Origin of the sequence: Pseudomonas neustonica, from assembly GCF_003797945.1 — a bacterium.
GTDB classification, from domain to species: Bacteria; Pseudomonadota; Gammaproteobacteria; order Pseudomonadales; family Pseudomonadaceae; genus Halopseudomonas; species Halopseudomonas neustonica.
Window position 1 is genome coordinate 51281 of sequence record NZ_RKKU01000001.1, and the last position, 26575, is coordinate 77855.

General features: G+C 52.1%; 26 protein-coding genes. 25 read left to right on the forward strand and 1 reads right to left on the reverse strand.

Features of this window, described 5'->3' with window-relative positions; genetic code table 11:
- Positions 1 to 78 precede the first annotated feature (78 nt).
- The 25 genes from EF096_RS00175 to pseI all read left to right on the forward strand — a co-directional run bounded on the left by EF096_RS00175 (position 79) and on the right by pseI (position 25330).
- A complete protein-coding gene (locus tag EF096_RS00175) occupies positions 79 to 1002 on the forward strand; it encodes a branched-chain amino acid transaminase (RefSeq protein WP_123887584.1) in 924 nt (307 codons plus the stop codon).
- 86 nt (positions 1003 to 1088) lie between these two features.
- The gene (gene waaF, locus EF096_RS00180; RefSeq protein WP_123887585.1) at positions 1089 to 2135 is read left to right on the forward strand and encodes a lipopolysaccharide heptosyltransferase II; all 1047 of its coding nucleotides are present in this window, start codon (positions 1089 to 1091) and stop codon (positions 2133 to 2135) included.
- 3 nt (positions 2136 to 2138) lie between these two features.
- The gene (gene waaC, locus EF096_RS00185) at positions 2139 to 3203 is read left to right on the forward strand and encodes a lipopolysaccharide heptosyltransferase I (RefSeq protein WP_123887586.1); all 1065 of its coding nucleotides are present in this window, start codon (positions 2139 to 2141) and stop codon (positions 3201 to 3203) included.
- Positions 3203 to 4324, forward strand: coding sequence for a glycosyltransferase family 4 protein (locus EF096_RS00190; RefSeq protein ID WP_123887587.1), 1122 nt, complete (start codon positions 3203 to 3205; stop codon positions 4322 to 4324). The genes waaC and EF096_RS00190 overlap by 1 nt, the downstream gene beginning before the upstream one ends.
- Positions 4321 to 5136, forward strand: coding sequence for a lipopolysaccharide core heptose(I) kinase RfaP (gene rfaP, locus EF096_RS00195; RefSeq protein WP_123887588.1), 816 nt, complete (start codon positions 4321 to 4323; stop codon positions 5134 to 5136). The genes EF096_RS00190 and rfaP overlap by 4 nt, the downstream gene beginning before the upstream one ends.
- The gene (locus tag EF096_RS00200; RefSeq protein ID WP_123887589.1) at positions 5133 to 5879 is read left to right on the forward strand and encodes a lipopolysaccharide kinase InaA family protein; all 747 of its coding nucleotides are present in this window, start codon (positions 5133 to 5135) and stop codon (positions 5877 to 5879) included. The genes rfaP and EF096_RS00200 overlap by 4 nt, the downstream gene beginning before the upstream one ends.
- Complete coding sequence (locus EF096_RS00205; RefSeq protein ID WP_123887590.1) at positions 5876 to 6652, forward strand: lipopolysaccharide kinase InaA family protein; 777 nt, start codon at positions 5876 to 5878, stop codon at positions 6650 to 6652. Before EF096_RS00200 ends, EF096_RS00205 begins: the two co-directional genes overlap by 4 nt.
- On the forward strand, positions 6649 to 8082 hold the full coding sequence (locus EF096_RS00210; RefSeq protein ID WP_123887591.1) for a lipopolysaccharide kinase InaA family protein: 1434 nt from the start codon (positions 6649 to 6651) through the stop codon (positions 8080 to 8082). Before EF096_RS00205 ends, EF096_RS00210 begins: the two co-directional genes overlap by 4 nt.
- Positions 8083 to 8120: 38 nt before the next feature.
- Positions 8121 to 8876 (forward strand): class I SAM-dependent methyltransferase, encoded by a 756-nt coding sequence (locus EF096_RS00215; RefSeq protein ID WP_123887592.1) that lies wholly within the window; start codon positions 8121 to 8123, stop codon positions 8874 to 8876.
- On the forward strand, positions 8869 to 10041 hold the full coding sequence (locus EF096_RS00220) for a hypothetical protein (protein ID WP_123887593.1): 1173 nt from the start codon (positions 8869 to 8871) through the stop codon (positions 10039 to 10041). The genes EF096_RS00215 and EF096_RS00220 overlap by 8 nt, the downstream gene beginning before the upstream one ends.
- Positions 10034 to 10990: a glycosyltransferase family 2 protein gene (locus EF096_RS00225; RefSeq protein WP_123887594.1), complete on the forward strand. Its 957-nt coding sequence runs from the start codon at positions 10034 to 10036 to the stop codon at positions 10988 to 10990. The genes EF096_RS00220 and EF096_RS00225 overlap by 8 nt, the downstream gene beginning before the upstream one ends.
- Positions 10991 to 12157 (forward strand): hypothetical protein, encoded by a 1167-nt coding sequence (locus EF096_RS00230; RefSeq protein WP_123887595.1) that lies wholly within the window; start codon positions 10991 to 10993, stop codon positions 12155 to 12157.
- A gap of 27 nt (positions 12158 to 12184) precedes the next feature.
- Positions 12185 to 13090, forward strand: coding sequence for a polysaccharide pyruvyl transferase family protein (locus EF096_RS00235; protein ID WP_235869604.1), 906 nt, complete (start codon positions 12185 to 12187; stop codon positions 13088 to 13090).
- On the forward strand, positions 13077 to 14387 hold the full coding sequence (locus tag EF096_RS00240) for a Mur ligase family protein (protein WP_158611211.1): 1311 nt from the start codon (positions 13077 to 13079) through the stop codon (positions 14385 to 14387). Before EF096_RS00235 ends, EF096_RS00240 begins: the two co-directional genes overlap by 14 nt.
- Positions 14388 to 14479: 92 nt before the next feature.
- Positions 14480 to 16234, forward strand: coding sequence for a carbamoyltransferase family protein (locus tag EF096_RS00245; protein WP_123887598.1), 1755 nt, complete (start codon positions 14480 to 14482; stop codon positions 16232 to 16234).
- A 25-nt stretch (positions 16235 to 16259) separates the two neighbouring features.
- Complete coding sequence (locus EF096_RS00250; RefSeq protein WP_235869584.1) at positions 16260 to 17327, forward strand: hypothetical protein; 1068 nt, start codon at positions 16260 to 16262, stop codon at positions 17325 to 17327.
- Positions 17328 to 17343: 16 nt separating this feature from the next.
- Entirely contained in the window at positions 17344 to 18342 is a 999-nt protein-coding gene (pseB, locus tag EF096_RS00255) for a UDP-N-acetylglucosamine 4,6-dehydratase (inverting) (RefSeq protein ID WP_123887600.1), read from the forward strand.
- 2 nt (positions 18343 to 18344) lie between these two features.
- Positions 18345 to 19505 carry a UDP-4-amino-4,6-dideoxy-N-acetyl-beta-L-altrosamine transaminase gene (pseC, locus tag EF096_RS00260; RefSeq protein WP_123887601.1) on the forward strand — a complete coding sequence of 387 codons (1161 nt, stop codon included), beginning with the start codon at positions 18345 to 18347 and terminating at the stop codon, positions 19503 to 19505.
- A 3-nt stretch (positions 19506 to 19508) separates the two neighbouring features.
- Positions 19509 to 20141: an LbetaH domain-containing protein gene (locus tag EF096_RS00265; protein WP_123887602.1), complete on the forward strand. Its 633-nt coding sequence runs from the start codon at positions 19509 to 19511 to the stop codon at positions 20139 to 20141.
- 6 nt (positions 20142 to 20147) lie between these two features.
- Positions 20148 to 20849 (forward strand): pseudaminic acid cytidylyltransferase, encoded by a 702-nt coding sequence (gene pseF, locus EF096_RS00270; RefSeq protein WP_123887603.1) that lies wholly within the window; start codon positions 20148 to 20150, stop codon positions 20847 to 20849.
- Positions 20846 to 21961 carry a UDP-2,4-diacetamido-2,4,6-trideoxy-beta-L-altropyranose hydrolase gene (gene pseG, locus EF096_RS00275; RefSeq protein WP_123887604.1) on the forward strand — a complete coding sequence of 372 codons (1116 nt, stop codon included), beginning with the start codon at positions 20846 to 20848 and terminating at the stop codon, positions 21959 to 21961. Before pseF ends, pseG begins: the two co-directional genes overlap by 4 nt.
- Positions 21958 to 22635, forward strand: coding sequence for an SDR family NAD(P)-dependent oxidoreductase (locus tag EF096_RS00280; protein WP_123887605.1), 678 nt, complete (start codon positions 21958 to 21960; stop codon positions 22633 to 22635). The genes pseG and EF096_RS00280 overlap by 4 nt, the downstream gene beginning before the upstream one ends.
- On the forward strand, positions 22632 to 23327 hold the full coding sequence (locus tag EF096_RS00285) for a metallophosphoesterase family protein (protein ID WP_123887606.1): 696 nt from the start codon (positions 22632 to 22634) through the stop codon (positions 23325 to 23327). Before EF096_RS00280 ends, EF096_RS00285 begins: the two co-directional genes overlap by 4 nt.
- An 8-nt stretch (positions 23328 to 23335) precedes the next feature.
- Entirely contained in the window at positions 23336 to 24262 is a 927-nt protein-coding gene (locus EF096_RS00290; RefSeq protein ID WP_123887607.1) for an ATP-grasp domain-containing protein, read from the forward strand.
- A 15-nt stretch (positions 24263 to 24277) separates the two neighbouring features.
- Positions 24278 to 25330, forward strand: coding sequence for a pseudaminic acid synthase (pseI, locus tag EF096_RS00295; RefSeq protein ID WP_123887608.1), 1053 nt, complete (start codon positions 24278 to 24280; stop codon positions 25328 to 25330).
- A gap of 13 nt (positions 25331 to 25343) precedes the next feature.
- On the opposite strand, the gene EF096_RS00300 is transcribed toward pseI, so the two are convergent.
- Positions 25344 to 25886 carry a serine acetyltransferase gene (locus EF096_RS00300; RefSeq protein WP_123887609.1) on the reverse strand — a complete coding sequence of 181 codons (543 nt, stop codon included), beginning with the start codon at positions 25884 to 25886 and terminating at the stop codon, positions 25344 to 25346.
- Between the last annotated feature and the right edge of the window lie 689 nt (positions 25887 to 26575).

The following is a 26575-nucleotide window of genomic DNA, read 5'->3' on the forward strand; positions in this document are numbered from 1 at the left end:
GGACAGGCCTGCTGGAGCGCGCTCAGGCAGAACCAAGAACGTAAGACTGACAGAATAGAGAATATGGAGCTGGCTGCTATGTCGATGGCCGATCGTGATGGTGTTATCTGGTTTGATGGTGAAATGGTTCCATGGCGCGAGGCTAATGTGCATGTGCTGACGCATTCGCTGCACTACGGCATGGGCGTGTTTGAGGGCGTACGTGCCTACAACACGCCTGACGGTACGGCAATCTTCCGGTTGAACGCGCATACCGATCGCTTGTTTGATTCTGCGCATATCATGGGCATGAAGATTCCCTTTACCAAAGAACAGCTGAACGAAGCGCAACGCGCGGTGGTTCGCGAAAATAATCTGGAAACCGCTTACATCCGCCCGTTGGTGTTCTATGGCTCCGAAGGCATGGGTATTCGCGCTGACAACCTGCGAGTGCATGTGGTTATCGCTGCGTGGCATTGGGGCGCCTATATGGGCGAAGAAGCACTGGAACGCGGGATCAAGATCCGTACCAGTTCCTTTACCCGCCACCACGTCAACATCACCATGACCCGTGCCAAGGCCAGTGGCGCCTACATGAACTCCATGCTGGCGCTGCAGGAAGCGGTTTCTGCCGGTGCTGACGAGGCGCTGTTGCTGGACCCAGAAGGTTATGTGGCTGAGGGCTCGGGCGAGAACGTATTTATCGTCAAAAACGGCACTATTTACACGCCTGAAGTGACTGCCTGCCTTAACGGTATCACCCGTGCGACCGTGCTCGCGCTGGCCTCTCAGTTTGGCATCCCTATTGTTGAAAAACGCATCACCCGCGATGAAGTCTATATCGCCGACGAAGCTTTCTTCACGGGTACTGCTGCTGAAGTCACGCCGATACGCGAGCTGGACAATCGCCAGATTGGCGAAGGTCGTCGCGGTCCAGTGACCGAGAAGCTGCAGAAGGCTTACTTCGATCTGGTAACCGGCCAGACAGCTGAACATGCCGAATGGCGGACTCTGGTCAAATAAGCGGCAAGTGACAAGCTGCAAGCGGCAAGCAGTCAGGAATTGCTTTTCGACTTGCAGCTTGAAGCTTGCGGCTTGAAACTGCCCTTATGAATATTCTGATTGTAGGACCGAGCTGGGTAGGCGACATGGTTATGGCGCAAACCCTGTTCGTCTGCCTTAAGCAAGAGCACGGCGACGATTGCCAGATCGACGTACTGGCGCCGGACTGGAGTCGTCCGATTCTCGAGCGTATGCCCCAGGTGCGCCAGGCGCTCAGCTTTCCGTTGGGTCATGGTGCTCTTGAGCTGGCTACCCGTCGCCGCATTGGCCGCAGGTTGGCGGGACAATACGACCAGGCCATTCTCCTGCCCAATTCGTTAAAGTCAGCATTGGTACCGTTTTTTGCCGGTATACCGGTGCGTACCGGTTGGCGCGGCGAGATGCGCTACGGCTTGCTCAATGATGTGCGGGTGCTCGATAAAGAGCGTTACCCGTTGATGATTGAGCGCTTTATGGCCTTGGCTTACCCGGCGGGTGCCGAGTTGTCGCAACCTTATCCAAAGCCAGACCTGAAGATCGAAGATGACTCGCGCGCGGCGGCCTTGTCTCGGTTCTCACTGGAACAGGATCGGCCGATATTGGCGTTGTGCCCTGGTGCCGAGTTTGGCGAAGCCAAGCGCTGGCCGAGCGAGCACTACGCTAAAGTCGCCGAGCAGAAAATCCGTGAAGGTTGGCAGGTGTGGTTGTTTGGTTCCAAGAATGATCATCCGGTGGGTGAGCAGATCCGCGCGAGATTGATTCCTGGGCTGCGCGAAGAAGCCGTCAATTTGGCCGGTGAGACGAGCTTGGCCGAAGCCATTGACTTGCTGTCCTGCGCCTCTGCGGTCGTTAGTAACGACTCTGGTTTGATGCACGTAGCCGCCGCACTGAATCGTCCGCTGGTTGCCATTTATGGCTCAACATCACCCGGCTTTACGCCACCCTTGGCCGAGCAGGTTGCGACCGTACGCCTGGGATTGGAGTGCAGTCCTTGCTTTGATCGTACCTGCCGCTTTGGTCATTACAATTGTCTGCGCGATCTGCCACCGGCTCAGGTGGTTGATGCGCTGGATAAACTGGTTGGCCATACTCTGTCTGACCCGCAGGACCAATAGCCGATGCGCGTATTGGTGATCAAAACCACGTCACTGGGTGACGTGATTCATACCCTTCCCGCGATTACGGACGCAGCGCGCGCCGTGCCCGGTATCCGTTTTGACTGGGTGGTGGAAGAAGGCTTTGCCGAGATACCCGCTTGGCATCCAGCGGTTGACCGGGTTATTCCGGTTGCTGTCAGACGTTGGCGCAAGAACCTGTGGCAAGCGCTCTCCAGTGGCGAGTGGCGCGATTTCAAGCGAAAAATAAGCGACGTTGAATACGACCTGGTAATAGACGCACAGGGCTTGCTGAAGAGCGCCTTGCTCAGTCGTTATGCGCGCGGCATGGTCGTAGGTCTGGATAAGGAGTCTGCTCGCGAGCCCTTGGCTAGCCGCTTCTATGGGCAGAAAGTTGAGGTGCCATGGGGGCAGCATGCGGTAGAGCGTACCCGCCAGTTATTCGCTCAGGCACTAGGTTATTCGGTCCCTGAGGGACTGGGAGAATATGGCCTCGCACCGCCATCGGCGGCAGAACACGCAACCGATAGCGCGCCCTATGTGGTGTTCCTGCATGGGACCACTTGGGTAACCAAGCATTGGCCGGAGCGTTACTGGCAAGAGTTGGCCCGGCAAGTCACCGATCTTGGGCTACAGGTCAAACTGCCCTGGGGCAGCTTGCCTGAACAAACCCGTGCGCAGCATATTGCTCAGGGGTTGGAGGCGGTGCAGGTATTGCCGCGCCTACCCTTGGCCGGTATAGCCGAGGTGTTGGCTGGTGCCAAGGCCTGCGTTGCTGTTGATACCGGGTTGGGGCATTTGGCAGCAGCGCTTGATGTGCCGACGCTGTCGCTGTTTGGTCCGACCAACCCTGGTTTTACGGGTGCCTATGGTCATGCGCAACAGCATTTGGCCAGCGACTTTGCCTGTGCGCCCTGCCTGCGCAAGACCTGTAACTATCAACCTACACCCATGGATGCGCAGCAGTTCGATCTGGCTAGCGAGCAGCCGCTCTGCTTCACCCGGTTGGCGCCGGATCACGTGCTTGCGCAGTTGGAAATCCTTATGTCTGTAACGAGAGCTGATTGATGCAACTGGCCTTTGTGCTCTACAAGTACTTTCCGTTTGGCGGTTTGCAGCGCGACTTTATGCGTATCGCCCAGGTGTGCCAAGCCAGAGGCCACAGCATTCGCGTCTACACCTTGATCTGGGAAGGTGACGTACCTTCCGGGTTTGAGGTCGTCGTGGCGCCGGTTAAGGCATTCAGTAACCATAGGCGTAATGAGAAGTTTACCGCCTGGATTGAAGCCGATTTGGCCAAGCGGCCGGTAGATCGCGTGGTCGGCTTCAACAAAATGCCGGGGTTGGATGTGTACTACGCGGCTGATCCCTGTTTTGAAGACAAGGCACAGACGCTGCGCAATCCTCTGTATCGCTTTTTTAGCCGTTATCAGCACTTCGCCGCCTACGAGCGTGCGGTTTTCTCGCCCGCGGTTGGTACCGAAATTCTGATGATTTCGGATGTGCAGCTGCCGCTATTTACCAAGCACTACCGCACACCGCTAGAGCGCTTCCATATGCTGCCGCCGGGTATCTCGCCAGATCGCCGTGCACCGCCGAACGCAGCAGAAGTGCGTGCCGAATTTCGGGATGAATTCAAGTTGTCGGACGATGACCTGTTGTTGGTGCAAATTGGCTCAGGCTTTATCACCAAGGGCGTAGACCGTTCAATCAGAGCAGTGGCCGCGTTACCGCCAGCGCTCAAGTCGCGGGCGCGTTTGATGGTGATTGGGCAGGACGATCCGGCCAGCTTCCAGCGCCTGGCGCGCTCGCTAGGGGTTGCCGATCAGGTTGAATTCCTGACGGGGCGCAGTGATGTACCACGTTTTCTACTGGGCGCAGATCTGCTGGTTCATCCAGCCTACAACGAGAACACGGGCACCGTATTGCTGGAAGCATTGGTGGCTGGCCTGCCGGTACTGGTGACGGATGTTTGTGGTTACGCTCACTATATTTCAGAGGCAGACTGCGGTTTGGTCGTGCCTTCACCTTTTGACCAAAAGGTGTTGAACAAAATGCTGGCGGATATGTTGAATAATGTTGAGTTACGTCAAAGCTGGAAACTAAACGCGCTTCGCTTTGCTGATCAGGAAGATCTTTACAGTCTGCCCGAGCGTGCGGCGGACGTGATTTTGGGAGCGCATTTGTGACCTTGGCGCTAAAAGAGCCCTTTGCATCGCTATGGGCTGGGCGAGACCCCTTTGTGGAAGTAGAGAGTCTGGAGGGTGAGGTCTTTCGCGAGCTGGAGGCCAGACGCACGCTGCGTACCGAAGTAGATGGCAAAGGTTATTTTGTCAAAATTCATCGCGGCGTTGGCTGGGGTGAGATCCTCAAGAACTGGACTACCTTTAAGGCTCCCGTGCTCGGTGCCGGGCAGGAGTGGCAGGCTATCGCCGCCTTGCAGCAGGCCGGCGTGCCGACCATGACAGCCGTCGCTTTCGGCGAGCGCGGACGCAATCCCGCCACTCAGCACTCATTCATTATCACGGAAGAGCTGGCGCCGACGATCAGTCTGGAAGACTTCAGCATTGACTGGCTGAGTAACCCGCCACAGCCCCAGATAAAGCGCGCGCTGATCGAGCGGGTAGCGCAGATGACACGGCAGATGCACCGTGCCGGGGTAAATCACCGTGACTGCTATATCTGTCATTTTTTATTGCACACGGATCAAGCGGTGACTGCCGATAATGTGCCGCTTTCGCTGATCGATCTGCATCGCGCGCAGGTACGCAGGAAGGTCCCGCTGCGCTGGCGTAACAAGGACTTGGCTGGTCTCTATTTCTCCGCGCTTAACATTGGCCTTACCCGTGGTGACAAGCTGCGCTTTCTGCGTACTTATTTTGCCATGCCGCTGCCAGAGATTTTCAAGCAGGAGGCAGCGTTGCTGCGTACGCTTGAGCGCAAAGCCGTCAAGCTGCAGGCACGTTTTGAGCGCAAATACGCGCCCGGCGCTGAATCATGAAGCGCTGGACACTTAACCCCGAATACGCGACCGGGGACAGCGGGCGGCTATTTGCCGATATTGACTCGGTATTCAACCTTGAGGGTGAACTTATCACCCGTGACCCGCTTAGCAGCGTACATAAAATATGGGTGGGTGATCGCTACTACTACCTCAAACGCTATACCGGTGCAGGCAAAAACCTGCGTCGCTATATTGGTCGTTCCAGGATTCAGGCCGAGTGGGAAAACCTGCTGACGTTTCAGGCGTGGGGTATCCCATCCGCACCGGTTGTCGCTTTTGGCTCAGAGCGCCAAGGTGGCGCTTTTTTGCGTGGTGCCCTGATTACTGAAGATTTGGCCGGCACCCGTGATTTAGCAGATTTGGCGAAAAACCACGACCCGCGTCTGGATGATCGTGAGTGGGTGCAGCATGTCTTTCGTCAGATAGCTAACGCGACGAGAATGATGCACGATCAACGCTTTACGCATAACGATCTCAAGTGGCGCAACATCCTGGTCGATGAGCGGCATAGAAGTCATGTTTACCTTATTGACTGCCCCGGCGGTTCGTTCTGGTGGGGTCCCATGCTGCAATATCGCATCATCAAAGACCTTGCCTGCCTGGATAAACTGGGCAAACGCTACCTTCGTCGTTCGCAGAGGTTAGCCTTTTTCAAAGCGTATCTCGGCAAGTCTGTACTGGATGATGCCGACAAGAAAAAAGCGCGCGCCATTGCGGCCTTTTTTGAGGGGAGAGAATGAGTCGTTTACCCTTTGTGGCAGTTAATGCCCATGACGTTCTGAGTCGTCATGGGCTTGATAGTTTTGAAGCGCTGTGGACATTGGATCTGGCCGCAGTGGACGCGCCCAATACCGGGCGTGGCGGCTGGAGCAGTGTGCACCGGCTGCAGTTGGAAGACGTCAACGGGGAGCTGCAGAGCTTTTATCTGAAACGCCAGGATAATCACTGCACCAGAACCCTGCATGCCCCCTTGGGCGAGCCTACCTTTGCCCGCGAGTTTCGCGCGGTACAACAATATGCCCAGCTCGGTATTCCCGCGCTCGAGGCGGCCTTTTTTGATCGCCGCGAGAGTCAGGGCCACAAGCAGGCGGTATTGTTGACCCGAGCGCTGGACGAGTATGCGCCGCTGGATGAATGGTTTGATCGCTGGCAGGAACTCAGCGCCTTACAGAAGCGTACCTTGCTGCAAGCGGCGGGCGCGCTGGTGCGTGCGCTGCACAATGCCGGAGTGATACATAATTGCCTGTATCCCAAGCATATTTTCTTGAAGTTGCATGGCGATGGCGCGGGGGCTCGATTGATCGACCTGGAGAAAACCCGTGGTGCCTGGTTTGGCCAGCGTGACTTTGTGCGTGATCTTGAAACCTTGAATCGCCGCAGCACAACGCCCAGTCGAACCCAGCGCATGCGCTTTATGCTCGCTTACTTCGGTTTGCGCCGACTGGACGCTGATAGCAAGGCGCTGGTCCGTCGCTTGTTGGCTAGACAGGCCGGCAAGGTAGCGAAGCGATGACATTGACCGCTGAGTTGCAACAATCCGGGCGTGAGCCAGCACTTCCTCTGCGGCTACCGCTAGGCGAGGGCACAGAGCTCTGTGTTGAACAATGGCTACGGGTATTGCCGGGCAAGCGTTTAGTCGCCCGTGCCCGTCAGGGTGAGCGCACCGTTTTGCTCAAGTTGTTTGTCGCGGCGGGCGCGGCGCGACACAGCCAGCGCGAACTTGCTGGTGTCGAAGTCTTGCGTGAGCAAGGCGTACGAACTCCGGTGTTGTTGGCAGAGGGTGAGATTGAGGGCGGTGGTCGCTATTTGATTAGCGAGTTTTTAGTGGACGCCAACTCATTGCAGCAGCGCTGGGATGCTCTGGCCAGTCGGCAGCCCGGTGACCCGCAAGCTATGGCGCTGCTTGGCCAAGCGCTCGCGTTGATCGGTGATATGCATAGCAAAGGTTTGGTGCAGACGGACCTTCACCTGGGTAATTTTCTGCTCCAGGCTGATCAGTTGTACGTTATTGATGGCGATGCGGTTGAAGCGCAAACCCCGGGTCAGCCGCTAACGGCGGAAGCTGCTCAGCAAAATCTCGCTATTTTCTTTGCGCAGCTGCCAAGCGAGTGGGATGAGCTGACCGAGCTGCTGTTAATCGACTATCTTCAGCACAACCCGATTGCGCTTAACCCCGATACCTTGGCGGCAAGCATTGAAAAAGTGCGCCATAGACGTCAGGAGGACTATCTCGGCAAGAGCCTGCGTGATTGCACGCTGTTCTCGGTCAAGCGCACCTGGTGGCGTTTTGCCGCGTCAGTACGCACCCAAACTCAGCGTCTGAGCGCACTGCTCTCCGATCCCAATCAGTGCTTTATTGGCCAGTCGTTGCTCAAGGACGGTGGGAGCAGCACGGTAGTAAAGGTTGAATCTGAGCAAGGCGATCTCGTCGTCAAACGCTACAATATCAAGAGTCTTGGTCACTGGTTGAGCCGTTTCTGGCGTCCCAGCAGGGCCTGGCATTCCTGGTTGGCTGCCCACCGCTTGCAATTCCTCGGCATCTCCACACCAGCCCCACTGGCTATGATTGAACGCCGTTTTGGCCCTTTGCGTAGGCAGGCCTGGTTGATCACCGAGTTTTGCGCAGGTGAGAACCTGCTTGAGTACTTTGGCGAAGAGGGCGGGCGTGAGCCAAACGAAGAAGAGGCGGCTGCGCTACTTGGCTTATTTGAACGGCTAAGGCGCTCGCGTATCAGTCACGGCGATTGCAAGGCGACCAATCTGTTGTGGCACGCGGGTAATGTGGTGTTGATCGATCTGGATGCCATGCAGCAGCATGATAGCAACGGCTCAACATGGATCAAAGCGTGGGAAACTGACCGGGCTCGCTTTATTCGTAATTGGCCAACAGACAGTCTTTTGGCACAGTGGCTTGAAGATAGATTGCCGGGATCCGCTGTATAGTGACGAGTTACGGTTAAAAATCAGGATGTGAGTCGGAAATGGATTATTCCGCTGTATTTGGAAATCGCGCTACAAGCTATCTTGGCGCCTCCGAGCGTTACCCTGCTATTCGGGAGCAGGAAATCGCGCGTTTTGTTGACCTTCTTTGTCTTAAACCGGGTGAGACATTCCTTGATATTCCTTGTGGGAATGGCCTTGTGTCAGAAAGAATAGCGCCTACAGTGCGCTATCTCGGCCTGGATCCTGCCGCGACTTTTGTAGATCATTGCCGAAACCGCAATAAACCCGTAGTTCAAGCTTCTATGCGGTGTACAGGGCTGCCCTCAGGTAGCGTTGATGTTATTGGCAGCCTCACTGGTATTCACCATGAGGCCGATCGATTAACACTCTATGCCGAGTGGTTTCGTTTGCTTAGACCTGGCGGCCGCCTTGTTATCGCTGATGTTGCATGCGGCGGCGAAGTGGATCGATTTCTTAACGAGTTTGTAAATGAGTGGAACAGTGAAGGTCATGACGGCAACTTTCTCTGCGAGCAAGATGTGCAGCTGGTCAAACAGAGCGGCTTTGCAAACGTACTCTTCAGCCAGCTGAATCATGACTGGCAAGCCCCAACTGAGATTGAGATGTACGATTTCATGCTTGCATTGTTTGGTTTGGACAAACAGCCTTCGCTCGCTGCTACTCAAGAGGCATGGCGACATTTGGGATGGTCGAAGGATCGGGAAGTTTGTCGCCTGCCATGGTCACTGAGCGTTATCAGCGCTCAAAAACCAGAGGTGGCCACGTTTGAATGAGATCGTATTGCGTAAAGTCGGTTGGCAGCCCGCTGGGCAGGACAGTTTTGCCCGAGTTGACTTTGAGATCGACACCCCCTCGCGGCGCTACCATACCTACATAGCGGGTGCAGGTATACAGCAGCAGCCCGGTATTGAGGCCGGCGTGGCGTTGGCAATACTGGCTGCAATGCGCACAGGCAGAGATCTCAGGGTTGAAGGAGCTTTGTCCAATACCTTTTTGCAGGGATTAGGGCTCTATATAGAGCGTTTTGTAAAAAGCTTTCCCGATTTCAAGCCGATCAAGGTTATTCCTGCCAGCGTTTATGATGCGTCCTCACCTGAACTGCCATCCACTCGTTGTGGCAGTTTTTTTTCCGGTGGCGTTGACTCCTTTTTTACGCTGATTAAAGGCGCTGCGGATATAACAGATATTATTTATATCCACGGTTTTGATGTCCGCCTGGATGACTTTTCTCGACGCGAAGCAGTTGACTCGATGGGCGCGGCAGTCGCTGCTGAGTTTGGGGTGAGATATTGCTCAGTAGAGAGCAATATGGGCAAAGTTCTGCAAGCCTTTGGTAGCTGGCCGCAGCACGCCCATGGTTTGGCTATGATTGCGGTTGCTCGTATGTTCGCCGGAGCTATCGCGCAAATTCGCATCCCAGGGACTTTCTCTATCGGTGAGCAAAAGCCGTGGGGATCCTGGTTGTTGACCGACCCTTTGTTTTCCGATGAGCGCTTGCGCATTGTGCATGATGCTTGCGATGCGAGGCGCATGGACAAGATTAGGCGGTTGGCACAGTCCCCGCTTGCCTTGCGTCATCTGCGGGTGTGCTGGGAGAGCGTGGATGGCATGTATAACTGCTGTCGATGTGAAAAGTGTTTGCGCACAATGACCTCGTTAGACATTCTCGGCGTATTGGACCAGTCAACTGCATTCGCATTACCCCTTGAATACGAGCAAGTCGCTGCCGTGTGTTTACCTCGTAACGGTTTGCGAATATTTCCTCGGGAAAATCTATCCATGTTGAAAGAGACTGGAAAATGTATGCCAGAGCTTGAGGCTGCACTCTATAGGCAACTGCACAGGCCGATCTGGTTTTCGCGCTTACGTTTAAAGTGGCGCAAAAGGTTGGTGCGTTGGGGCCGTCTGGTCCATTTGCAGGATAAGCGGGATGCGTGAGCATCGCAGCGTCTTATCTTCACCCCCGTTAACCGATTGTATTCTTTCGGTTGTGATACCTGCACACAACTATGCGGCTTTTCTGGTCGCGACGCTGGATTCTGTTGTGTCGCAGTTGACTGGCGAAATGGAGCTGATTGTGGTCGATGATGGCTCGACCGATACAACAGCACTGATCTTGGCAGATTACGTTGTTCCCAATGAAATCTGTGCCGCATATGTTCATCAGGAAAATAGCGGCGCAGGCGCGGCGCGCAACCGAGCGGTGGCCTTGGCCAGGGGACGCTGGATTTTGCCATTGGATGCTGATGATGCTCTATATCCTGGGGCTTTGGCATCGATTTTGTTGGCTTTGAAGCAGTCTCCCGAGACAGAGCTCTTAGTCGGTGGCTATGTAGTCTCTGATCTGAAGGGTAACAAAAAAATGCGCAAAGCCTCCCGCCTTCCAGAGCTACCTCACACGAGGGTGAAGGGGTTTTTGCTAGGTAAGCGTATCTCTGTAGTGCATGGAGCTGTCGTTTTTGCTCGGACGTTATTACTGAACTGCCCTTACCCTGAAATGTTGCGGCAAGGGGAGGATATATCTGTTTTTGCTCATGCCTTGGCCCGCCCCCATGTTTATCGTCTGGCTCGGCCTTTAGCTATCATTAGTAAACACCCTGATAGTTTGCGCCATGATTTCAACTTGCCTCTGTCACACGGTAATCAGTTAATTGAACAGGTTTTTTCCTCGCTACCGACCGAATACGCTATTTATCGCACCCGCTTTGAAGGCCAGCGGACGTTGTCTGTTTTCAGGCGTTGTTATCGTGCCGGCGAACTTAATAACGCAGATCTTCTGTTCAGAAAGGCATGGCGTTTATCTTGGCAGCAAGCATGTCGCTGGAGCTACCTTTCCAAGTGGCTCCGGTTGCGCCTCTCCTTGGCATATACAGGCGAGCGGAGTTGAATGATGCAGCAAAACATTGCAACTGAGCCGTTTGTTAAATGCACGGTAGCAACAGAGGCGGGTATTGGCAGAGTTGAGTACCAAATTGAAATTGCCGATAAAGTTTATCGAGTCTTTTTTGATTCACCTCGCGCACCATTGAGTGGGAGTGTTGAGGCGGCGGTCTGTATGTCTGTTTTGGGCGCTATGCGTCAAGGCTTGCAGATCGTGATTGACGATCCTGTTTCACGTACATTTCTGATTAATCAGCAGCAACTGGTTAGTATTTTTACTGGTTGGTTTACGCAGTACAAGCGGCCGGAATGGAACGCAAAATTAATCCGCAAAGCTCACGCAAGCGGAGCTACTCGTGTAGGTAGCTTTTTCACTGGAGGCGTAGATTCCTTCTACACCTTTTTGAAAAACAAGTCTGACATTACCGATCTGATCTATGTTCACGGCTACGATGTGCGTCTAGAAGATACGCAGAAGCGACTTGCCATATCGGCCATGGGTGCAGCGGTAGAGCGCGAAACAGGTGTGCGCTTCATTGAAATTGAAACCAATGCAGTAAGGTTGTTTAAAGATTACGGCAAGTGGGGTTTGCACGGGCACGGATACGGGCTCGGCACTATTGTGCGGTTACTTGAAGGCTATCTTGAACGAATCTATATCCCGTCCTCGTTTGCCGAAGCAGAATTGATGCCTTGGGCGTCCCACCCCGCCACTGACGTTCTTTTTTCGGATGAGGCAATCACGGTTATTCATGATGGGTGCGAAGCTGCGCGCACGCAGAAACTTCAGTCAATTGCCAATAGTGCGATGGCACTGCAGCATCTAAGGGTCTGTTGGGAAAAGCTTGAAGGGGCATATAACTGCGGTCGATGTGAGAAATGCTTACGAACTATGACGACGCTTTACGGGCTGGGGCTTTTATCCAAGGCTACTACCTTCCCGGAAGTCCTTTCTGTCTCTGCCATTCGTGGCTTACTTTTAGATAGTGAATCTGCTCGCACCTTTGCTGCTGAGAATATTCGTTTTTTGGATGATATGGGGTTTCGCGAAGATCCAGTTCGTGCAGCCTGGATACATGCTGCCAATCGACCCGCCTGGAAGCTCGCACTTATCCGTCGCTCACGCCGTACTTGGAAAAAGTTCTTGAGGCAGTGGAAAAAAATAACAACCTAATTTGATCTTGAGAGGTTTTTTGTGGATATGCGAGTTCTGGAGTTTACCAGTCCGGTATTTCAGCGTTTTTTCAACCTAGGGGATGATATTCAAACGCTCGCCATGAGCCGCTTGCTCCCGCATGTTGATGGTCACGTTTGTCGCGAAGCCTTGAGTTTAGTGGATTCTGAATGCGTGGTTCCGATCAACGGGTTTTTCATGAATACTGAAAACTGGCCGCCTTCGCCCAAAGTGAAACCGGTTTTTTTTGCTTTTCATGTGCGTCCTGAGTCTGTTGGTATAATTTTCTCGACTGAAGGCGTTGCTTATCTTAAACGCTGGCAGCCTATTGGTTGCAGGGATTTGGGTACGCTTGAACTGATGCGTAATCATGGTATAGAGGCATACTATAGTCGGTGCGTTACCTTGACTCTGCCGCGTCGTCAGAGTGCTCCTGCAAAGGGAGAGGTTTTTCTGGTAGGAATTAGTGCTACTGCTCGGCAAGCGATTCCTGCCGACCTCAGGAAGCAGGCCGTTACTGTCGATCAAGCTAAAGTCAGGCTGCCTATCAATAATACCGCTATTAAGCTTGCGCTCGCAGAAGAGTTGCTGGTGCAGTATCGAGACCGTGCCCGCCTGGTCATTACCTCAAAAATACACTGCGCCTTACCCTGCATCGCGATGGGTATACCTGTTGTTTTTCTATATGACAACGCAAAGCAGCAGGACTACCGCGTTAGTCTTATTAAGGATCTGGTTGGCATCAACTATATTTATGAGCGGGGTTTATTTGCTCGCTTTTTGAATCGCTGGCGCTCACGCAGTATTGACTGGTCGCCCGCCAGTCTAGACATTGAGCAGATGAAAATCAGCATACGCGAGCAGTTCTCTAGTGCGCTGCAGCGCGTGGTGTCACTCAGCAAAAATGCAGTTAATGCCAATGAAATTCATTAAAGAGCGCGTGATTGGCAAGCTGGGGTTTATGCTTTGTCAGAGACGAAAACCCTCCCGCGAAGAGCTGGATTTCTGGCTTGGTTCGCGTGCTCGTCGACGCCTTGGCAACAGTCGCTTTATAGGTGTGACTGGTAGCGCGGGCAAGTCGACCTGCAGTTCATTACTGCACCACCTGCTCAGTGAGCGTTATATCGTTGCCGCTTCCTTGATCGAGAATACGCCACGAGTGCTCGCGAGGCGACTGTGCCAAGTTGAGCGTAAAGATGCATTTGTGGTCATGGAAATGAGTGGTCATGAGGCGGGGGTGCTGGATCGCTCATGTGCTCTGGTGCAGCCGGAAATGGGTATTGTCATCTCTGTGAGCAATGACCATTACGCTAACTTTAGGGGCATAGATAACGTAATTAAAGAAAAAAGCACCCTGGTTAGCACAGTGGCGGCGAGCGGCCGCGTATTTATCAATTCTGATGACCCTGCGGTGCTTGGTATGGCGCCATTGGCGCAGGCGAAAGTAATTACATTTGGCTGCAGTCAGGGCAGTGATTATCAGGCGCAGCGGGTACGCCTTGATGATGACGGAAATCTCTGCTTCGATTGTTGTTACAAGTCAGAATTGGTTAGTTTCAAGCTGGCTTTGTTTGGTCTACATTTTTTGCCAAGTGCGCTGGCGGCGATAGCTTGCGCAAATCAATGCGGTATCCCTCTTGAGGTTTTGAAGTCCCAAGCAGAAAGTTATACGTCGTTGCCCGGTCGGTGTGATTTATATCAGCTAATGGATGGTCGCACGGTCATCTGTGACACGGTAAAGGCGCCTTATAGCACTCTTGGTCTTGCTATAGGTGCTTTGGACGCATTTCCTCGCAGTCGTCCGCGTCGCATAGTGTTAGGTAACATATCTGATTACCCAGGCGCGTTCGGGCCCAAGTTGCGGCGTATAGCCGTCCAGGCTTTGGCTGTTGCTGATCAGCTGATTTTGCATCGACCACCGGGGGATGTAGACCGGCTTATCGCAAAGCACGGAAGCGACAAAGTCAAAGTGTTTGATCGAGTCAGCGACATTCAAGAATTTCTTGGAGAAAACGGTACCCCTAATGACGTGCTGTTATTGAAAGGCTCATCAGTTAACCACCTCGAAAGCCTACTTCTGCCCTGGCTGGGCAGAGCGCCTTGTGATCGCGAGCCCTGTGGTTTCAAGCACAGCTGCTTCAGTTGCCAATATGGATTCCTGATGCCCGGGGGCAGAGATTTTCTGAAATACCACGAGTATAAAAACGGCTTAGTCAGAAAGGTTATTTAGCTCAAGGCAAATTGAGGGGCATGATCTGCTTCATTTGAGTGCGGCAGAGTGTAAAATCAATCCTTTCGCATACTGACTCAAGAGGCAACCCTGTGGCATTGACGATCCTTGGACTTTCCGGCGCGCTGAGTCATGACCCCTCCGCTGCGCTATACATAGACGGCAAACTGATCGCAGCGGTTGAGGAGGAGCGCTTTGTTCGCGATAAGCACGCGAAAAATCGCATGCCTTACGAGTCGGCAAAATTTTGTCTGGAGCAGGCGGGTATCAAGCCGGCTGATGTTGATATTGTCACCATTCCGTTTGCCCCCATCAGTTTATTTGGCAGCAAGGCGCGCTGGCATTACGCCAAGCGTTACTGGTACGCGCCGGACCGCTCTCTGGATGCGTTACTGACGGGTAACCGCCGCTTCAAACGTTATCGCAACAAGATTCTGTGGTGCCTGGAGCAGCTGGGGTTTGATGCCAAGAAAGTACGTTTGGAGCCGGTTGAGCACCATCTGGCTCACGCCTCCAGCGCCTACCACTGCTCGGGCTTTACCGAGAAGACCGCGATCATGGGCATCGACGGCAAGGGTGAGTACGCGACTACCTTTTTTGGTTATGGGGAGAACGGCAAGATCCACAAGATCAAAGAGTTTTATGATCCGGATTCCTTGGGCGGTCTCTACGGTGCGTTAACCGAGTTTCTTGGTTTTGAAATGCTCGATGGTGAGTTCAAGGTCATGGGCATGGCGCCCTATGGCGATGCCAGCAAATACGACTTTTCACGCCTAGCCAAGTTTGAAAATGGTGAGCTGATCATCAACACCGACTACGCCAACGTGATTGGCTTTCGTCGCTACAAGGACAAAGGTAAGGGATACTACTTCTCGCCCAAGTTGATCGAGTGGTTGGGGCCCAAGCGTGAGGGTGATATCGCCGATGATCCTTACGTTCACTATGCCGCCAGCATGCAAGCTCTGTTCGAGAAGCTGGCGCTGGAAATGATGGACTACTATCTCGGCGACATTCTGCGTGAAACCGGGCGCCTGGCGTTCGCGGGCGGCTGCGCACTAAACGTTAAACTGAATCAGCGGATTATTGCTCGCCCCGAGGTCAAGGAGCTGTTTGTGCAGCCTGCCTCTGGTGATGCGGGCACCGCGGTTGGTGCTGCTTCCTATATCTCGGTGAAGAATGGCGTGCCGGTGGAAAAGATGGAGCACGTCTATCTCGGCCCTGCATACAGCAACGAAGACATCATCGCTGCCTGCGCGCGGCATCCCAACTCGCCGCAGTGGGAAAAAATCGATGACGTTCCGCAGGAAATCGCCAAAGTGCTGGTGGAGGGTAATCCCGTCGCTTGGTTCCAGGGGCGTATGGAGTTTGGTCCGCGTGCACTGGGTGGCCGCTCAATCATCGGTTGCCCAAGCGTTAAAGGCGTTGCCGACCGCATCAATGAGCAGATCAAGTTCCGTGAGCGCTGGCGCCCATTTTGCCCGTCTATGCTCGATACCGTCGCTGACAAGATGCTCGGGGTGGATCACCCGTCACCTTTCATGACTTTCACCTTTGACGTTAACGATGAGTGGAAGAACAGAGTTCATGAAGTGGTACACGAGGACGGAACGGCACGAGCACAGGTACTCAAGCGCGAATACAATCCGCGCTACTACGACCTAATGAAAGAACTGGAAGTCATGACCGGTAACGGTGTGGTGCTGAATACGTCGCTTAATCGTCGCGGGGAGCCTATGGTGTGCTCGCCGACTGATGCACTGGATATGTTCTACGGATCGGATCTGCAGTTCTTGATCATGGAAGATATTCTGGTGGTCAAGAAAGAGCCCAAACAAAACGATGTCTGATCCAAGTATTGTCTATTTTTCCAAGATGTTTCAGGCGGTGCCGCCGCTTGCGCAAGTAGCTCGGCAGCTGCCGGGTGCGTTTGTCAGCAGCCGGCGCAGTACTCTGCGGGCGGCACGTGCTCACTACCCTGAGCTATTAACCGCGCGTTACTCTCGCTACTTTGGTGCTCTTTCCAAGGGGAATCGACTGCTGGACGGTGCCGATGTCATAGTTACAGGTTCGCCCTACAAAAACTTTTTGCAGCCTTATAGCGCAAAAAAATGCACAGTTTTTCACGGCACTTACATGATGCTCAGCCAGCACGCGCTAGAACAAAATGCGCATTTCGACTTGCTTTGCGTTACAGGGCCGCGGATGAAAACTATGATCGAGCGCTTTTCGCTCGGCATGAACCTGCGCACTGTTGATACCGGTTTTCTGCCTTTTTGTGAATACCCCGAACGGAGCGCTATTCAGCGCGGACAGGTGTTGAGAGGACTGGGCCTAGGTGTCGACAAGCAGACTGTGCTTTACACATCCAGCCGTCGCGGATTTGGTTCGTGGCAGCGTGCAGCGGAGCAGTTATTGAAATCGGCTCCGGCTCACTTCAATGTCATTTTGCGCCCACATCCAAGCCAAGCGCTTACCTCCAGGCGGCGTGATCGCGAGAGTTTTCGGCATATCCAGCAACTGATGACGCGGCGTGGCAATGCTTTCCTTGACCTCAGCTCGAGGGCCTTGTCTGAGGTTCTGTCGGTGGCGGACCTGGTGGTTTCAGACGCCAACTCTCCCAGTGAGGAGGCGCTTTTTTATGATATTCCGCAGCTATTTATTGAAACGCCAGAGTGCTCCAGAAACATTATCCAGGAAATCGGGACTAAGGAAGCTATGCATCCGGACGATCTGGGGCAGCTACTGACTCTATATGACTGTGGGCTGAACCTGACGATCAAAGATGCACCAGTAGCTTTTTCATCCATATTGGATAAGGCGATAGCGGACGCCCCTGTCTATGCACAACAGCGGCAGGCCTATTTTTCCTGGGTATTTGGCAGTCGTGACCGTACGGCTCACCAGCGTGTTGCCGAAGCCATAAAAACGTATCTGCTTTGAAATAGAGGGCTGTCCTATGCTCAGTAATAAAACGATTCTAATCACCGGTGGTACTGGTTCCTTCGGTAATACCTTCGTCCCGATGACGTTGGCCAAATATAACCCAAAGAAAATCATCATCTTCTCGCGCGATGAGATGAAGCAGTGGGATATGGCGAAAAAGTTTGAAAGTGATCCTCGGATCCGCTTCTTTATTGGTGATGTGCGTGATAAGGAACGTCTGTACCGAGCCTTGGATGGTGTCGATTACGTTGTGCATGCCGCCGCGACCAAGATTGTACCAACTGCTGAGTACAACCCTTTCGAATGCATCAAGACCAATGTGCTGGGCGCGATGAACCTGATCGATGCTTGTATCGATAAAGGAGTGAAAGGTGTGGTGGCACTGTCTACCGATAAGGCTAGCAGCCCGATCAATCTGTACGGTGCCACTAAGCTGACCTCCGACAAGCTGTTTGTCTCTGGTAATGCCTACTCCGGCGAACACGGTACGTGCTTTTCAGTGGTTCGCTACGGCAATGTGATGGGCTCGCGCGGCTCGGTAATTCCTTTCTTCATGTCGATAAAGGACAAGGGCGTGCTGCCGATCACTGATGAGCGGATGACTCGCTTTATGATCTCCTTGGAGGAGGGCGTGGATCTGGTTTGGCACGCGTTTGAAGATATGGTTGGCGGCGAGATCTATGTGAAGAAGATTCCTTCCATGAAGGTGACCGATCTTGCGACTGTTGTCGCGCCTGAAGCCAAGCAAGAAATTATTGGTATTCGTCCTGGCGAGAAGTTACATGAGCAGATGATCAGCGCCGAAGACGCCTATTACACTTACGAGTACCCAGAGCATTTCAAGATTCTGCCGGTCATCAATGATTGGAGCAATTCGCCAGAACGCATCAAGAACGGCAAGAGGGTTGCTGAAGGCTTTGTCTATTCAAGCGACAATAACAGCGAATGGATGAGCGGTGAGCAGCTGCAAAGCTGGATTGATGCCAATCGGGAAAAGATAGGGAGTATTTGAGCATGATTCCCTACGGCAGACAGGATATTACTGAGGCGGATATCGAGGCGGTTGTGGCGGTACTGAAGTCTGACTTTCTGACTCAGGGGCCTGTGGTACCGCGTTTTGAGCAGAGTGTAGCAATGCATGTCGGTGCTCGGCATGCATTGGCCGTGAATAGTGCAACCTCCGCATTGCATATAGCTTGTTTGGCGTTGGGTCTTGGAGCAGGTGATTGGTTGTGGACTACACCAGTTACTTTCGTTGCCTCGGCTAACTGCGGTTTGTATTGCGGCGCTCAAGTTGATTTCGTCGATATTGATCCTGAGACATACAACCTCTGTCCCAAAGCGCTGCAGGCCAGACTTGAACTGGCTGAACAGCAGGGGTGTTTGCCCAAGGTGCTGGTAGCTGTTCACCTGTGTGGCCAGCCTTGTGATATGGCTTCTATTCATACGCTTGCTCAGCGCTATGGTTTTAAAATCATAGAAGATGCTTCCCATGCGATTGGTGGTAAATACCGGGGCGAATTCATTGGTAGTGGACGTTATAGTGATATCACGGTGTTCAGCTTTCACCCGGTCAAGATCATTACCACTGGCGAAGGTGGCATGGCACTAACCAATGATGGCGAGCTAGCCAACCGTATGGCCTTGCTGCGAAGTCATGGTATTACCCGCGATCAAGACTTGATGACTCATGAACCGGACGGCCCGTGGTACTACCAGCAGGTTGATCTGGGTTTTAACTATCGGATGACCGAGCTACAGGCGGCCTTGGGCGTTAGCCAGATGGAACGATTGGATCAGTTCGTTTCAAGGCGCCACCAGTTGGCCCGCCGCTATGACGAGCTACTGACTGAGTTGCCAGTTGTTACGCCTTCGCAGCACGCAGACAGCTACTCTGGTCTGCACCTGTATGTGATTCGTCTGCAATTGGATAAAATTGGCAAGAGCCACGGGGAGGTCTTTGAAGCACTGCGCGAGTTAGGCATCGGTGTGAACTTGCACTACATCCCGGTGCATACTCAGCCTTACTATCAAAAAATGGGCTTCAAGGTCGGCGACTACCCGCAGGCAGAGCAGTACTATGCTGAAGCCATCAGTCTGCCGATCTTCCAAACCATGACGGATATGCAGCAAGATGCTGTGTTTCAAGCTCTAAAAGTAGCGATAGGAGTATGATAGATGCTAGTTTCGCCTTCAGTTGAGATGTTGGGAAAGCTGGTTAAACATCAAATACATAATCTTTTTTTTATTGATGAATATGAAGCTGATGCGGTTTTAGCTTCGCTTAGTGCTGCGTTGGAAAATACTGAGTACTGTTTTTCGTTTTCAAAAAACAAATATTATAAAAAAAATGGATGTGTGTTTTTTTCTATATATCACTCTGGGCAGTACTGTATATTTTTGTATTTCCTTGCGCGACAAGTGATTTCAGACTTTCCGGCGCTGCGTGATCTCGCAGACAAGATCTATTTTTTGAATAAGGCGCTTAATGGTCTGGATCTTTACTATGAAGTGGTGATGCCGAAAGTATTTAATTTAGACCATCCTGTAGGAAGTGTTATGGGGCGTGCCGACTATGGTGAGAATTTTACCTTTTCGCAGCTATGTACTGTTGGGAATAATAAAGGGGTGTTTCCTGAGATTGGGGAAAACGTACAGATGTTCTCGGGAGCAAAAATTCTAGGCCGATGCAAGATTGGTGATGACGTGATAATATCCGCTAATAGTTATATTAAAGATGAGAATGTTCCGAGTAACTCTCTTGTTTTTGGTAGCTCGCCATCACTTGTCATTAAGCCTAGAAAGGGTTAGGCAAAGATGAAAATTGCGATAATCCCCGCTCGCGGCGGTAGCAAGCGTATTCCACGTAAAAATATCAAGACGTTCTGTGGTAGGCCGATGATCGCTTGGTCCATCGAGGCTGCGTTGGAAAGCGGCTGTTTTGACCGGATTATAGTTTCTACCGACGATGCGGAAATTGCTGAAGTCGCGCTTCAAAACGGTGCTGAAGTTCCGTTCATGCGTCCCGCGGAGTTATCCGACGATCATACTGGAACCATCCCTGTTATCCGACATGCCATTGACTGGATGGAGGCGCACATAAGGGCGCCCGTGCAAGAGGTGTGTTGCTTGTACGCGACTGCACCTTTTGTCATGCCGGAAGATTTGCGCAAAGGCCTATCAATTTTGGCTGAAACCGGTTGTGACTATGCCTTTTCCGTCACCAGCTATGCCTTTCCAGTCCAACGCGCTATCCGCCTTACACCGCAGGGGCGGGTGGAAATGTGCAACCCTGAACACTTCAATACCCGCTCTCAGGATCTGGATGAGGCATATCACGATGCCGGACAGTTCTATTGGGGGCGTGCCGAAGCTTGGAAGGAAGGTCGCATCATCTTTGCGTCAGGATCTCTCCCTGTACTTTTGCCTCGCCACCGGGTTCAGGATATCGATACCGCGGAGGACTGGGAGCGTGCGCAATTTATGTTCCAGGCATTGCAAGCGGAATCAGTGCAATGACCTCCAAGCAGGTGGTGTTTCGGGCCGATGCTTCGCTGGATATGGGCACTGGGCATGTCATGCGGTGTTTGACGCTGGCCAATGCGCTGCGTGAGAAGGGATACGAGTGCCACTTCATCTGCCGCGAGCACAAAGGTAACCTAATTGATTTTATTTTAGGGCAGGGGTTTCACGCCCACCCTTTGGTCTGCTCGCCAACAACTGCTAGCAACGGTTGGGAGCATGAGGGCGAGGAGCTTGCGCATGCAGCCTGGCTGGGCGCCTCCCAGCGTGACGATGCGGGAGCCTGCCAAAAGGTACTCGAAAAGATAAAGCCGCAGTGGCTGGTGGTTGATCACTATGCCTTGGACTGCCAATGGGAGCAGGCGCTGAAACCTTATTATGAGCGGCTGATGGTTATTGATGATCTGGCCGACCGCTCACATCAATGTGAGCTTCTGCTGGATCAAAACCTCGGTCGAATGGAAAAAGACTACAATGGACTGGTATCAGAAAAATGCAATCGTCTTATTGGCCCTAACTATGCACTGCTCAGGCCGGAATTTGTAGAACTCAGGGAGCGAAGCCTCGAACGCCGGCATAACTCTAAAATCAGCCGTATTTTGATAACATTGGGTGGTGTAGACCTCAACAATGTAACCGCCCAAGTATTGGAAGCGCTTGGTCACAGCCAGTTGCCGCTAGAAACGGAGTTGGATATTGTGATGGGGGCATCGGCTCCTAGCCTGTTAGCGGTTCGTCGACAAGCCAAAGAACTGCCTTTTAAAGCCACTGTAAGTGTGAATGTTAGAGACATGGCGGAGCGCATGTGTCTGGCAGATCTTTGCATAGGGGCTGCGGGAAGCACTTCTTGGGAGCGTTGTTGTTTGGGGTTGCCAGCAATACAGTTCGTTCTAGCCGATAACCAAAAAATGGTAAATCAGTCGTTGATCGAAAAAGGTGCAGCTATTGCACTGGATACGAGGAACGTACAAGCGTCTGACGATAAAGTGCTTGAGGATGTTTTAACGCAAATTTGGTCCAATATTTCGAGAATGATAAATAGTTCGGCTGCGATAGTCGATGGCCTTGGGTCCAAAAGAGTGGTAGACCATCTCATGAGTATGAAATGAATTCGATTATTTTGACTGGAGCTAACAGGGGGCTTGGACGAGAAATTCACGACATTTTAACTGCGAGAAAGTCTGTGTTGGCGAAATATACGTTTATTTCCCGCAAATTATTTTGCGAGCCTGCGTTGGGGTGTGAATACATCCAGTCAGACTTCGGTACTGAGGAAGGGCTTAACCTACAAATAAATGTTGAGCCAGGAACCGAAAATGTTGTCTTGATCAGTAATGCTGGCACCATCGACCCCATAGGCAGAGCAGAGAAAATTACTACGGTTGAGATGGAACTTTCCCTGCGTATCAATTGCATAGCGCCTTTAGCTCTTGTTCAACAATTGACACTTAAAACTAAGCAGGTGGGCGCTCGATTGTATGTTGTCAATGTCAGTTCTGGTGCCGCGCAAGCGCCCATTAAGGGCTGGATGCCATATTGTACTAGCAAAGCGGCAGCAGTTATGGCTCTCAATGTGCTGGCTTTTGAAAACGATAATGTCTTGGTACACCATTTTGACCCGGGCGTTATGGATACCGATATGCAAAGCCATATCCGTTGCCAGTTGGCAGAAATAATGCCAGATGTTGGTCTATTCCAGGATTTTAAAAATGAGCATGCGTTGAAAAGCCCGGATGAGGTGGCTGAAGTTGTTATCAAGATGGTAGGAGATTTGCTCCAATGAAGGTCGCTGTTATTTCAGACTTGCACGCGAATATTCATGCCCTTCGAGTGGTGCTAGAAGATCTCGATAAAGAAAATGTTAGCGCTATCCTTGTTGCAGGCGATTTGATCGGTTACTACTATTGGCCTGCTGAAGTTGTCAATTTGTTGATGGCGGATGAACGCTTTATTTGCATTCGGGGCAACCACGAGAACATACTCCACCAGGTTCTTGGCAGTGAAGAAGCAGCCCATAGATATTATGCAAAATACGGCTCTGGGTACGAAGTATGTCGTCGTCAGCTTTCTGAAACGCAGTTACAGTGGCTTTTTTCCCTGCCAGAAAAGATAAACGTGACGCTTGACGGTATTACGTTTCATGTAGGCCACGGAGCTTTAGGCAGTACCGATGAGTACCTCTATCCGAATGCGCCAATTGAAAGATTGCTGGGCAATTACTCAGAAGCCACGTACACCATATTTGGTCATACCCATTATCCTTTTTTTCATGAGCATGGGGGACGTTATCTTTTGAACCCAGGATCTGTCGGGCAGCCCCGAGATACTGGTGGTTTGGCCAGTTACCTTGTTGTCAATACCACTAACAAGGTTGTGCGGTTCAAGAGAAGAGCTTTTGATAAGGATGCAATCATCGCCGCTGCTCTTGAAAAAGATCCCTCGCTAGGTTATCTAGCCGACATCATGAATAGGTGAGTAAATATATGAAGGTTTTAGTGAGCGGCGTGGCAGGTGATATTGGCTTCGGTATTGCGAGGGTTTTACGGGACTGGGGTTACTTTTCCGGCCTGTATGGAATCGATATTCACTCGGATCACCCCGGGTGCTTCGTTTTTGATGAGTGTGCCGTTGCACCCCGAGCCACTGAGGCGCACTATATTTCTTGGCTATCTGATTACATTCGCAAGAATAAAATCGAAGTCTTTATTCCGACCAGCGAAGCAGAGATTGGAGTGTTGGCTGCCGCGAAAATACATGAAATTTGTGGTGCCATAGTCATACGAAACAACGACTTTACTATTGATAAATCACTCGATAAATACGAGTGCCTTTCTTACCTCGCCTCTCGTGGTATTCCAGTTCCGGAACACGGGTTAGTGGGTAATGACCTACCTTCTGGCTACCCCGTAATTGTGAAACCAAGATCCGGACAGGGAAGCAAGGGAGTCGTTTTGATATATACAGCTGAGGAATTGGCAAGCTGTCCGACTGGTCTCGTTTGGCAGAGTTACTTGCTCCCGGATGACGAAGAATATACCTGTCCGGTGTACAGTTCTTCAAAGACCGGTCCTTATGTTCTATTGATGAAGCGTAAATTGGTAGGCGGTTTAACTGGAAGTGGTGCTGTGGTTGAGTGTCCAGAAATCGATAAGTATGTTCGTAAAATATTAGAGTGTATGCGTCTTGATGGGGGGATCAATATTCAACTTCGCCTCACGGAGATGGGCCCACTATTATTCGAAATTAATCCCCGTCTATCGAGCACTGTGGTATTCCGTAACAAAATGGGGTTCACAGATGTTCGGTGGTGGCTTGCAGATAAACTCGGTCTTGAAAATCCGCCTTACAGCGCGCCGAAAGCGGGAACGCGATTTTATCGTGGTTCTCACGAATACATTCATACTCCCTAGACCTTGAGGTTATAAATGGCGAACCCATATATCGAGATTGCCGGGCGCAAAATTTCCGGAGATTATAAGCCTTATGTCATTGCTGAGATATCAGCCAATCATAATGGCAGCCTGGACACTGCGCAGAAAATTATTGAAGAAGCTAATAAAGCTGGCGCCGATGCGGTGAAACTGCAAACTTATACGGCAGACACTATTACTCTGGATTGCGACGCTGAAGAGTTTCAAATTCACGGTGGGTTGTGGGACGGTAAAACGTTGTATCAGCTGTATCAGGAAGCTCACATGCCATGGGTTTGGCATAAGCCTCTTTTTGAGTACGCCCGTAATTTAGGTATCACCATCTTCAGCTCACCGTTCGATAATACAGCCGTGGATCTGCTAGAAGATCTCAACGCACCAGCTTACAAGATAGCTTCATTTGAAGCTGTCGATCTGCCGTTGATTAAGTATGTGGCCAGTACCGGCAAGCCGATGATTATCTCTACAGGTATGGCCGATGCTGACGAAATCTCAGAGGCGATTGAGGCGGCGCGATCGGGTGGCTGCAAGGAGTTGGCGATACTCCATTGCGTGAGTGGTTATCCTGCTCCGGCGGAAGACTACAATCTTCGTACCATCCAGGACATGATGCAGCGCTATGGGCTTGTCACTGGTCTGTCGGACCACACGCTGGACAACACAACGGCGATTGCCAGTGTTGTTCTGGGGGCGTCCATCATAGAGAAACACTTCACTCTGGATCGCAGTGGCGGCGGGCCGGATGACAGCTTCTCTCTTGAACCCCCTGAGCTAATGGCGTTGTGCAGAGATAGCAAGACAGCCTGGAGGGCGCAGGGCAAAGTTGATTATGGACGCAAATCCAGTGAGCAGGGTAATGCACGGTTTCGCCGCTCTCTCTACATCACTAGCGCGCTGCGCAAAGGCGATGTGCTGACCCGTGACAACGTCCGCAGTGTGCGCCCGGGATTTGGGCTGCCGCCAAAAAAACTGGAAGAGATTCTAGGGCGGCGGGTCAATCGCGATGTCGAGTTCGGTACTGCGTTAACGCAGGATCTCATTGAATAGGAGTGACCCTGGGTCACTCCTTGGGGCTGATCTGGTTCTGCTTGCGTGTAATGTAGGTAACGTTTCCCGGTACATCCTTGTTGATGAAGCTCATGGCGCCAATGGTGACGTTGTCACCAATGCTTAGACCGCTACCAATGATGCAGCTGTGAGCGCCTATATCCACATTGTTACCCAGCGTGATCGACTTGTTGTTGGCTTCGACTGAACCGATCGTTGTGCACTGTCGTATATTACAGTTCTTGCCGATGATGACGCCTGAGTAAATCACGATTGCGATGGGGTGGCCCAACCATAGACCTTTGTCGATGCGCGCGCCCAACATGATTTCAACGCCAAATTTGCGCGCAAGCGATTTATTGATTTGCTTGGCAATGGATTGTGTCCCGCGTCGGGGCGACGTGTGCAGGTATTGCGAAAGGCGCAACCAGAAAAGGCAATGGTAGGAGTTGTTACGGCGCATCCGGCGCAACAGCTTTAGCCGGGAGAAAGGCTTGTCCTCGCCAAGGATTTCGTAATGCCAGAAGCTTTTCAGTTCTTTATAAGTGGTCAGCATAGGCTGCTTCGTCGAGGCGTCCCATGCTCTAGGGAAGAAGGATCGTACTTCGAGGTAATCATAGTTCAGTTACTCCCGTGGCGCAGCAAGTGCTGTTAAGTTTGCTTGCGCATGCCTTCAAACCGGGTGTTTAAGGCCGTGTATTTTAGTTGTGCCGATCAGACCCTATTCTCTGGCAAATATCAAGGCTATATCATAGTGGTGGGCCGTACTATTATGCTTGAGCTCAGGCTAATGCTGCTGACGTTTCAGTTCAAATGACGGCTGATGGAGCGCAGGCTCAATCCTTGACCTTGCATCAGCATCAATGCGACCCGTTCGTTGGTGGTTAAATGCGTATAGGTATTCATGGCAACACTCTATCTCAAGTGTTGCACTTGAGCCTTGAGAACGCCGGGTAACGTCGCATTTTTCTGGCAGCTTAGCTGAGGTTCTTTAGAACACGAGAATGTTGCCGGCTAGGTCGATTAGTCTCAGGTTCCGATAGTGTGTTGTGCAGCGCTTTGCTAGGGCGGGTGCTTCAGGGCGAGTGCGGCCCGTGGATATGATCTGATTGATAGGCTGGAAGTCATGACGGGCATCGGTCTAGTGTTGAGCAGGGCGTTTAATCGTCTTTGCGAGCCTATGGCGTGCTCGCCGACTGACGCGCTGGATAGGTTTCACGAATCGGGTCCGCAGTTTTTATTATG

Coding starts and splice junctions, on each gene's coding strand:
- EF096_RS00175 (WP_123887584.1), top strand. CDS start 79: ATGTCGATGGCCGATCGTGATGGTGTTATCTGGTTTGATGGTGAAATG.
- waaF (WP_123887585.1), top strand. CDS start 1,089: ATGAATATTCTGATTGTAGGACCGAGCTGGGTAGGCGACATGGTTATG.
- waaC (WP_123887586.1), top strand. CDS start 2,139: ATGCGCGTATTGGTGATCAAAACCACGTCACTGGGTGACGTGATTCAT.
- EF096_RS00190 (WP_123887587.1), top strand. CDS start 3,203: ATGCAACTGGCCTTTGTGCTCTACAAGTACTTTCCGTTTGGCGGTTTG.
- EF096_RS00200 (WP_123887589.1), top strand. CDS start 5,133: ATGAAGCGCTGGACACTTAACCCCGAATACGCGACCGGGGACAGCGGG.
- EF096_RS00205 (WP_123887590.1), top strand. CDS start 5,876: ATGAGTCGTTTACCCTTTGTGGCAGTTAATGCCCATGACGTTCTGAGT.
- EF096_RS00210 (WP_123887591.1), top strand. CDS start 6,649: ATGACATTGACCGCTGAGTTGCAACAATCCGGGCGTGAGCCAGCACTT.
- EF096_RS00215 (WP_123887592.1), top strand. CDS start 8,121: ATGGATTATTCCGCTGTATTTGGAAATCGCGCTACAAGCTATCTTGGC.
- EF096_RS00225 (WP_123887594.1), top strand. CDS start 10,034: ATGCGTGAGCATCGCAGCGTCTTATCTTCACCCCCGTTAACCGATTGT.
- EF096_RS00230 (WP_123887595.1), top strand. CDS start 10,991: ATGATGCAGCAAAACATTGCAACTGAGCCGTTTGTTAAATGCACGGTA.
- EF096_RS00235 (WP_235869604.1), top strand. CDS start 12,185: ATGCGAGTTCTGGAGTTTACCAGTCCGGTATTTCAGCGTTTTTTCAAC.
- EF096_RS00240 (WP_158611211.1), top strand. CDS start 13,077: ATGAAATTCATTAAAGAGCGCGTGATTGGCAAGCTGGGGTTTATGCTT.
- EF096_RS00250 (WP_235869584.1), top strand. CDS start 16,260: ATGTTTCAGGCGGTGCCGCCGCTTGCGCAAGTAGCTCGGCAGCTGCCG.
- pseB (WP_123887600.1), top strand. CDS start 17,344: ATGCTCAGTAATAAAACGATTCTAATCACCGGTGGTACTGGTTCCTTC.
- pseC (WP_123887601.1), top strand. CDS start 18,345: ATGATTCCCTACGGCAGACAGGATATTACTGAGGCGGATATCGAGGCG.
- EF096_RS00265 (WP_123887602.1), top strand. CDS start 19,509: ATGCTAGTTTCGCCTTCAGTTGAGATGTTGGGAAAGCTGGTTAAACAT.
- pseF (WP_123887603.1), top strand. CDS start 20,148: ATGAAAATTGCGATAATCCCCGCTCGCGGCGGTAGCAAGCGTATTCCA.
- pseG (WP_123887604.1), top strand. CDS start 20,846: ATGACCTCCAAGCAGGTGGTGTTTCGGGCCGATGCTTCGCTGGATATG.
- EF096_RS00280 (WP_123887605.1), top strand. CDS start 21,958: ATGAATTCGATTATTTTGACTGGAGCTAACAGGGGGCTTGGACGAGAA.
- EF096_RS00285 (WP_123887606.1), top strand. CDS start 22,632: ATGAAGGTCGCTGTTATTTCAGACTTGCACGCGAATATTCATGCCCTT.
- EF096_RS00290 (WP_123887607.1), top strand. CDS start 23,336: ATGAAGGTTTTAGTGAGCGGCGTGGCAGGTGATATTGGCTTCGGTATT.
- pseI (WP_123887608.1), top strand. CDS start 24,278: ATGGCGAACCCATATATCGAGATTGCCGGGCGCAAAATTTCCGGAGAT.
- EF096_RS00300 (WP_123887609.1), bottom strand. CDS start 25,886: ATGCTGACCACTTATAAAGAACTGAAAAGCTTCTGGCATTACGAAATC.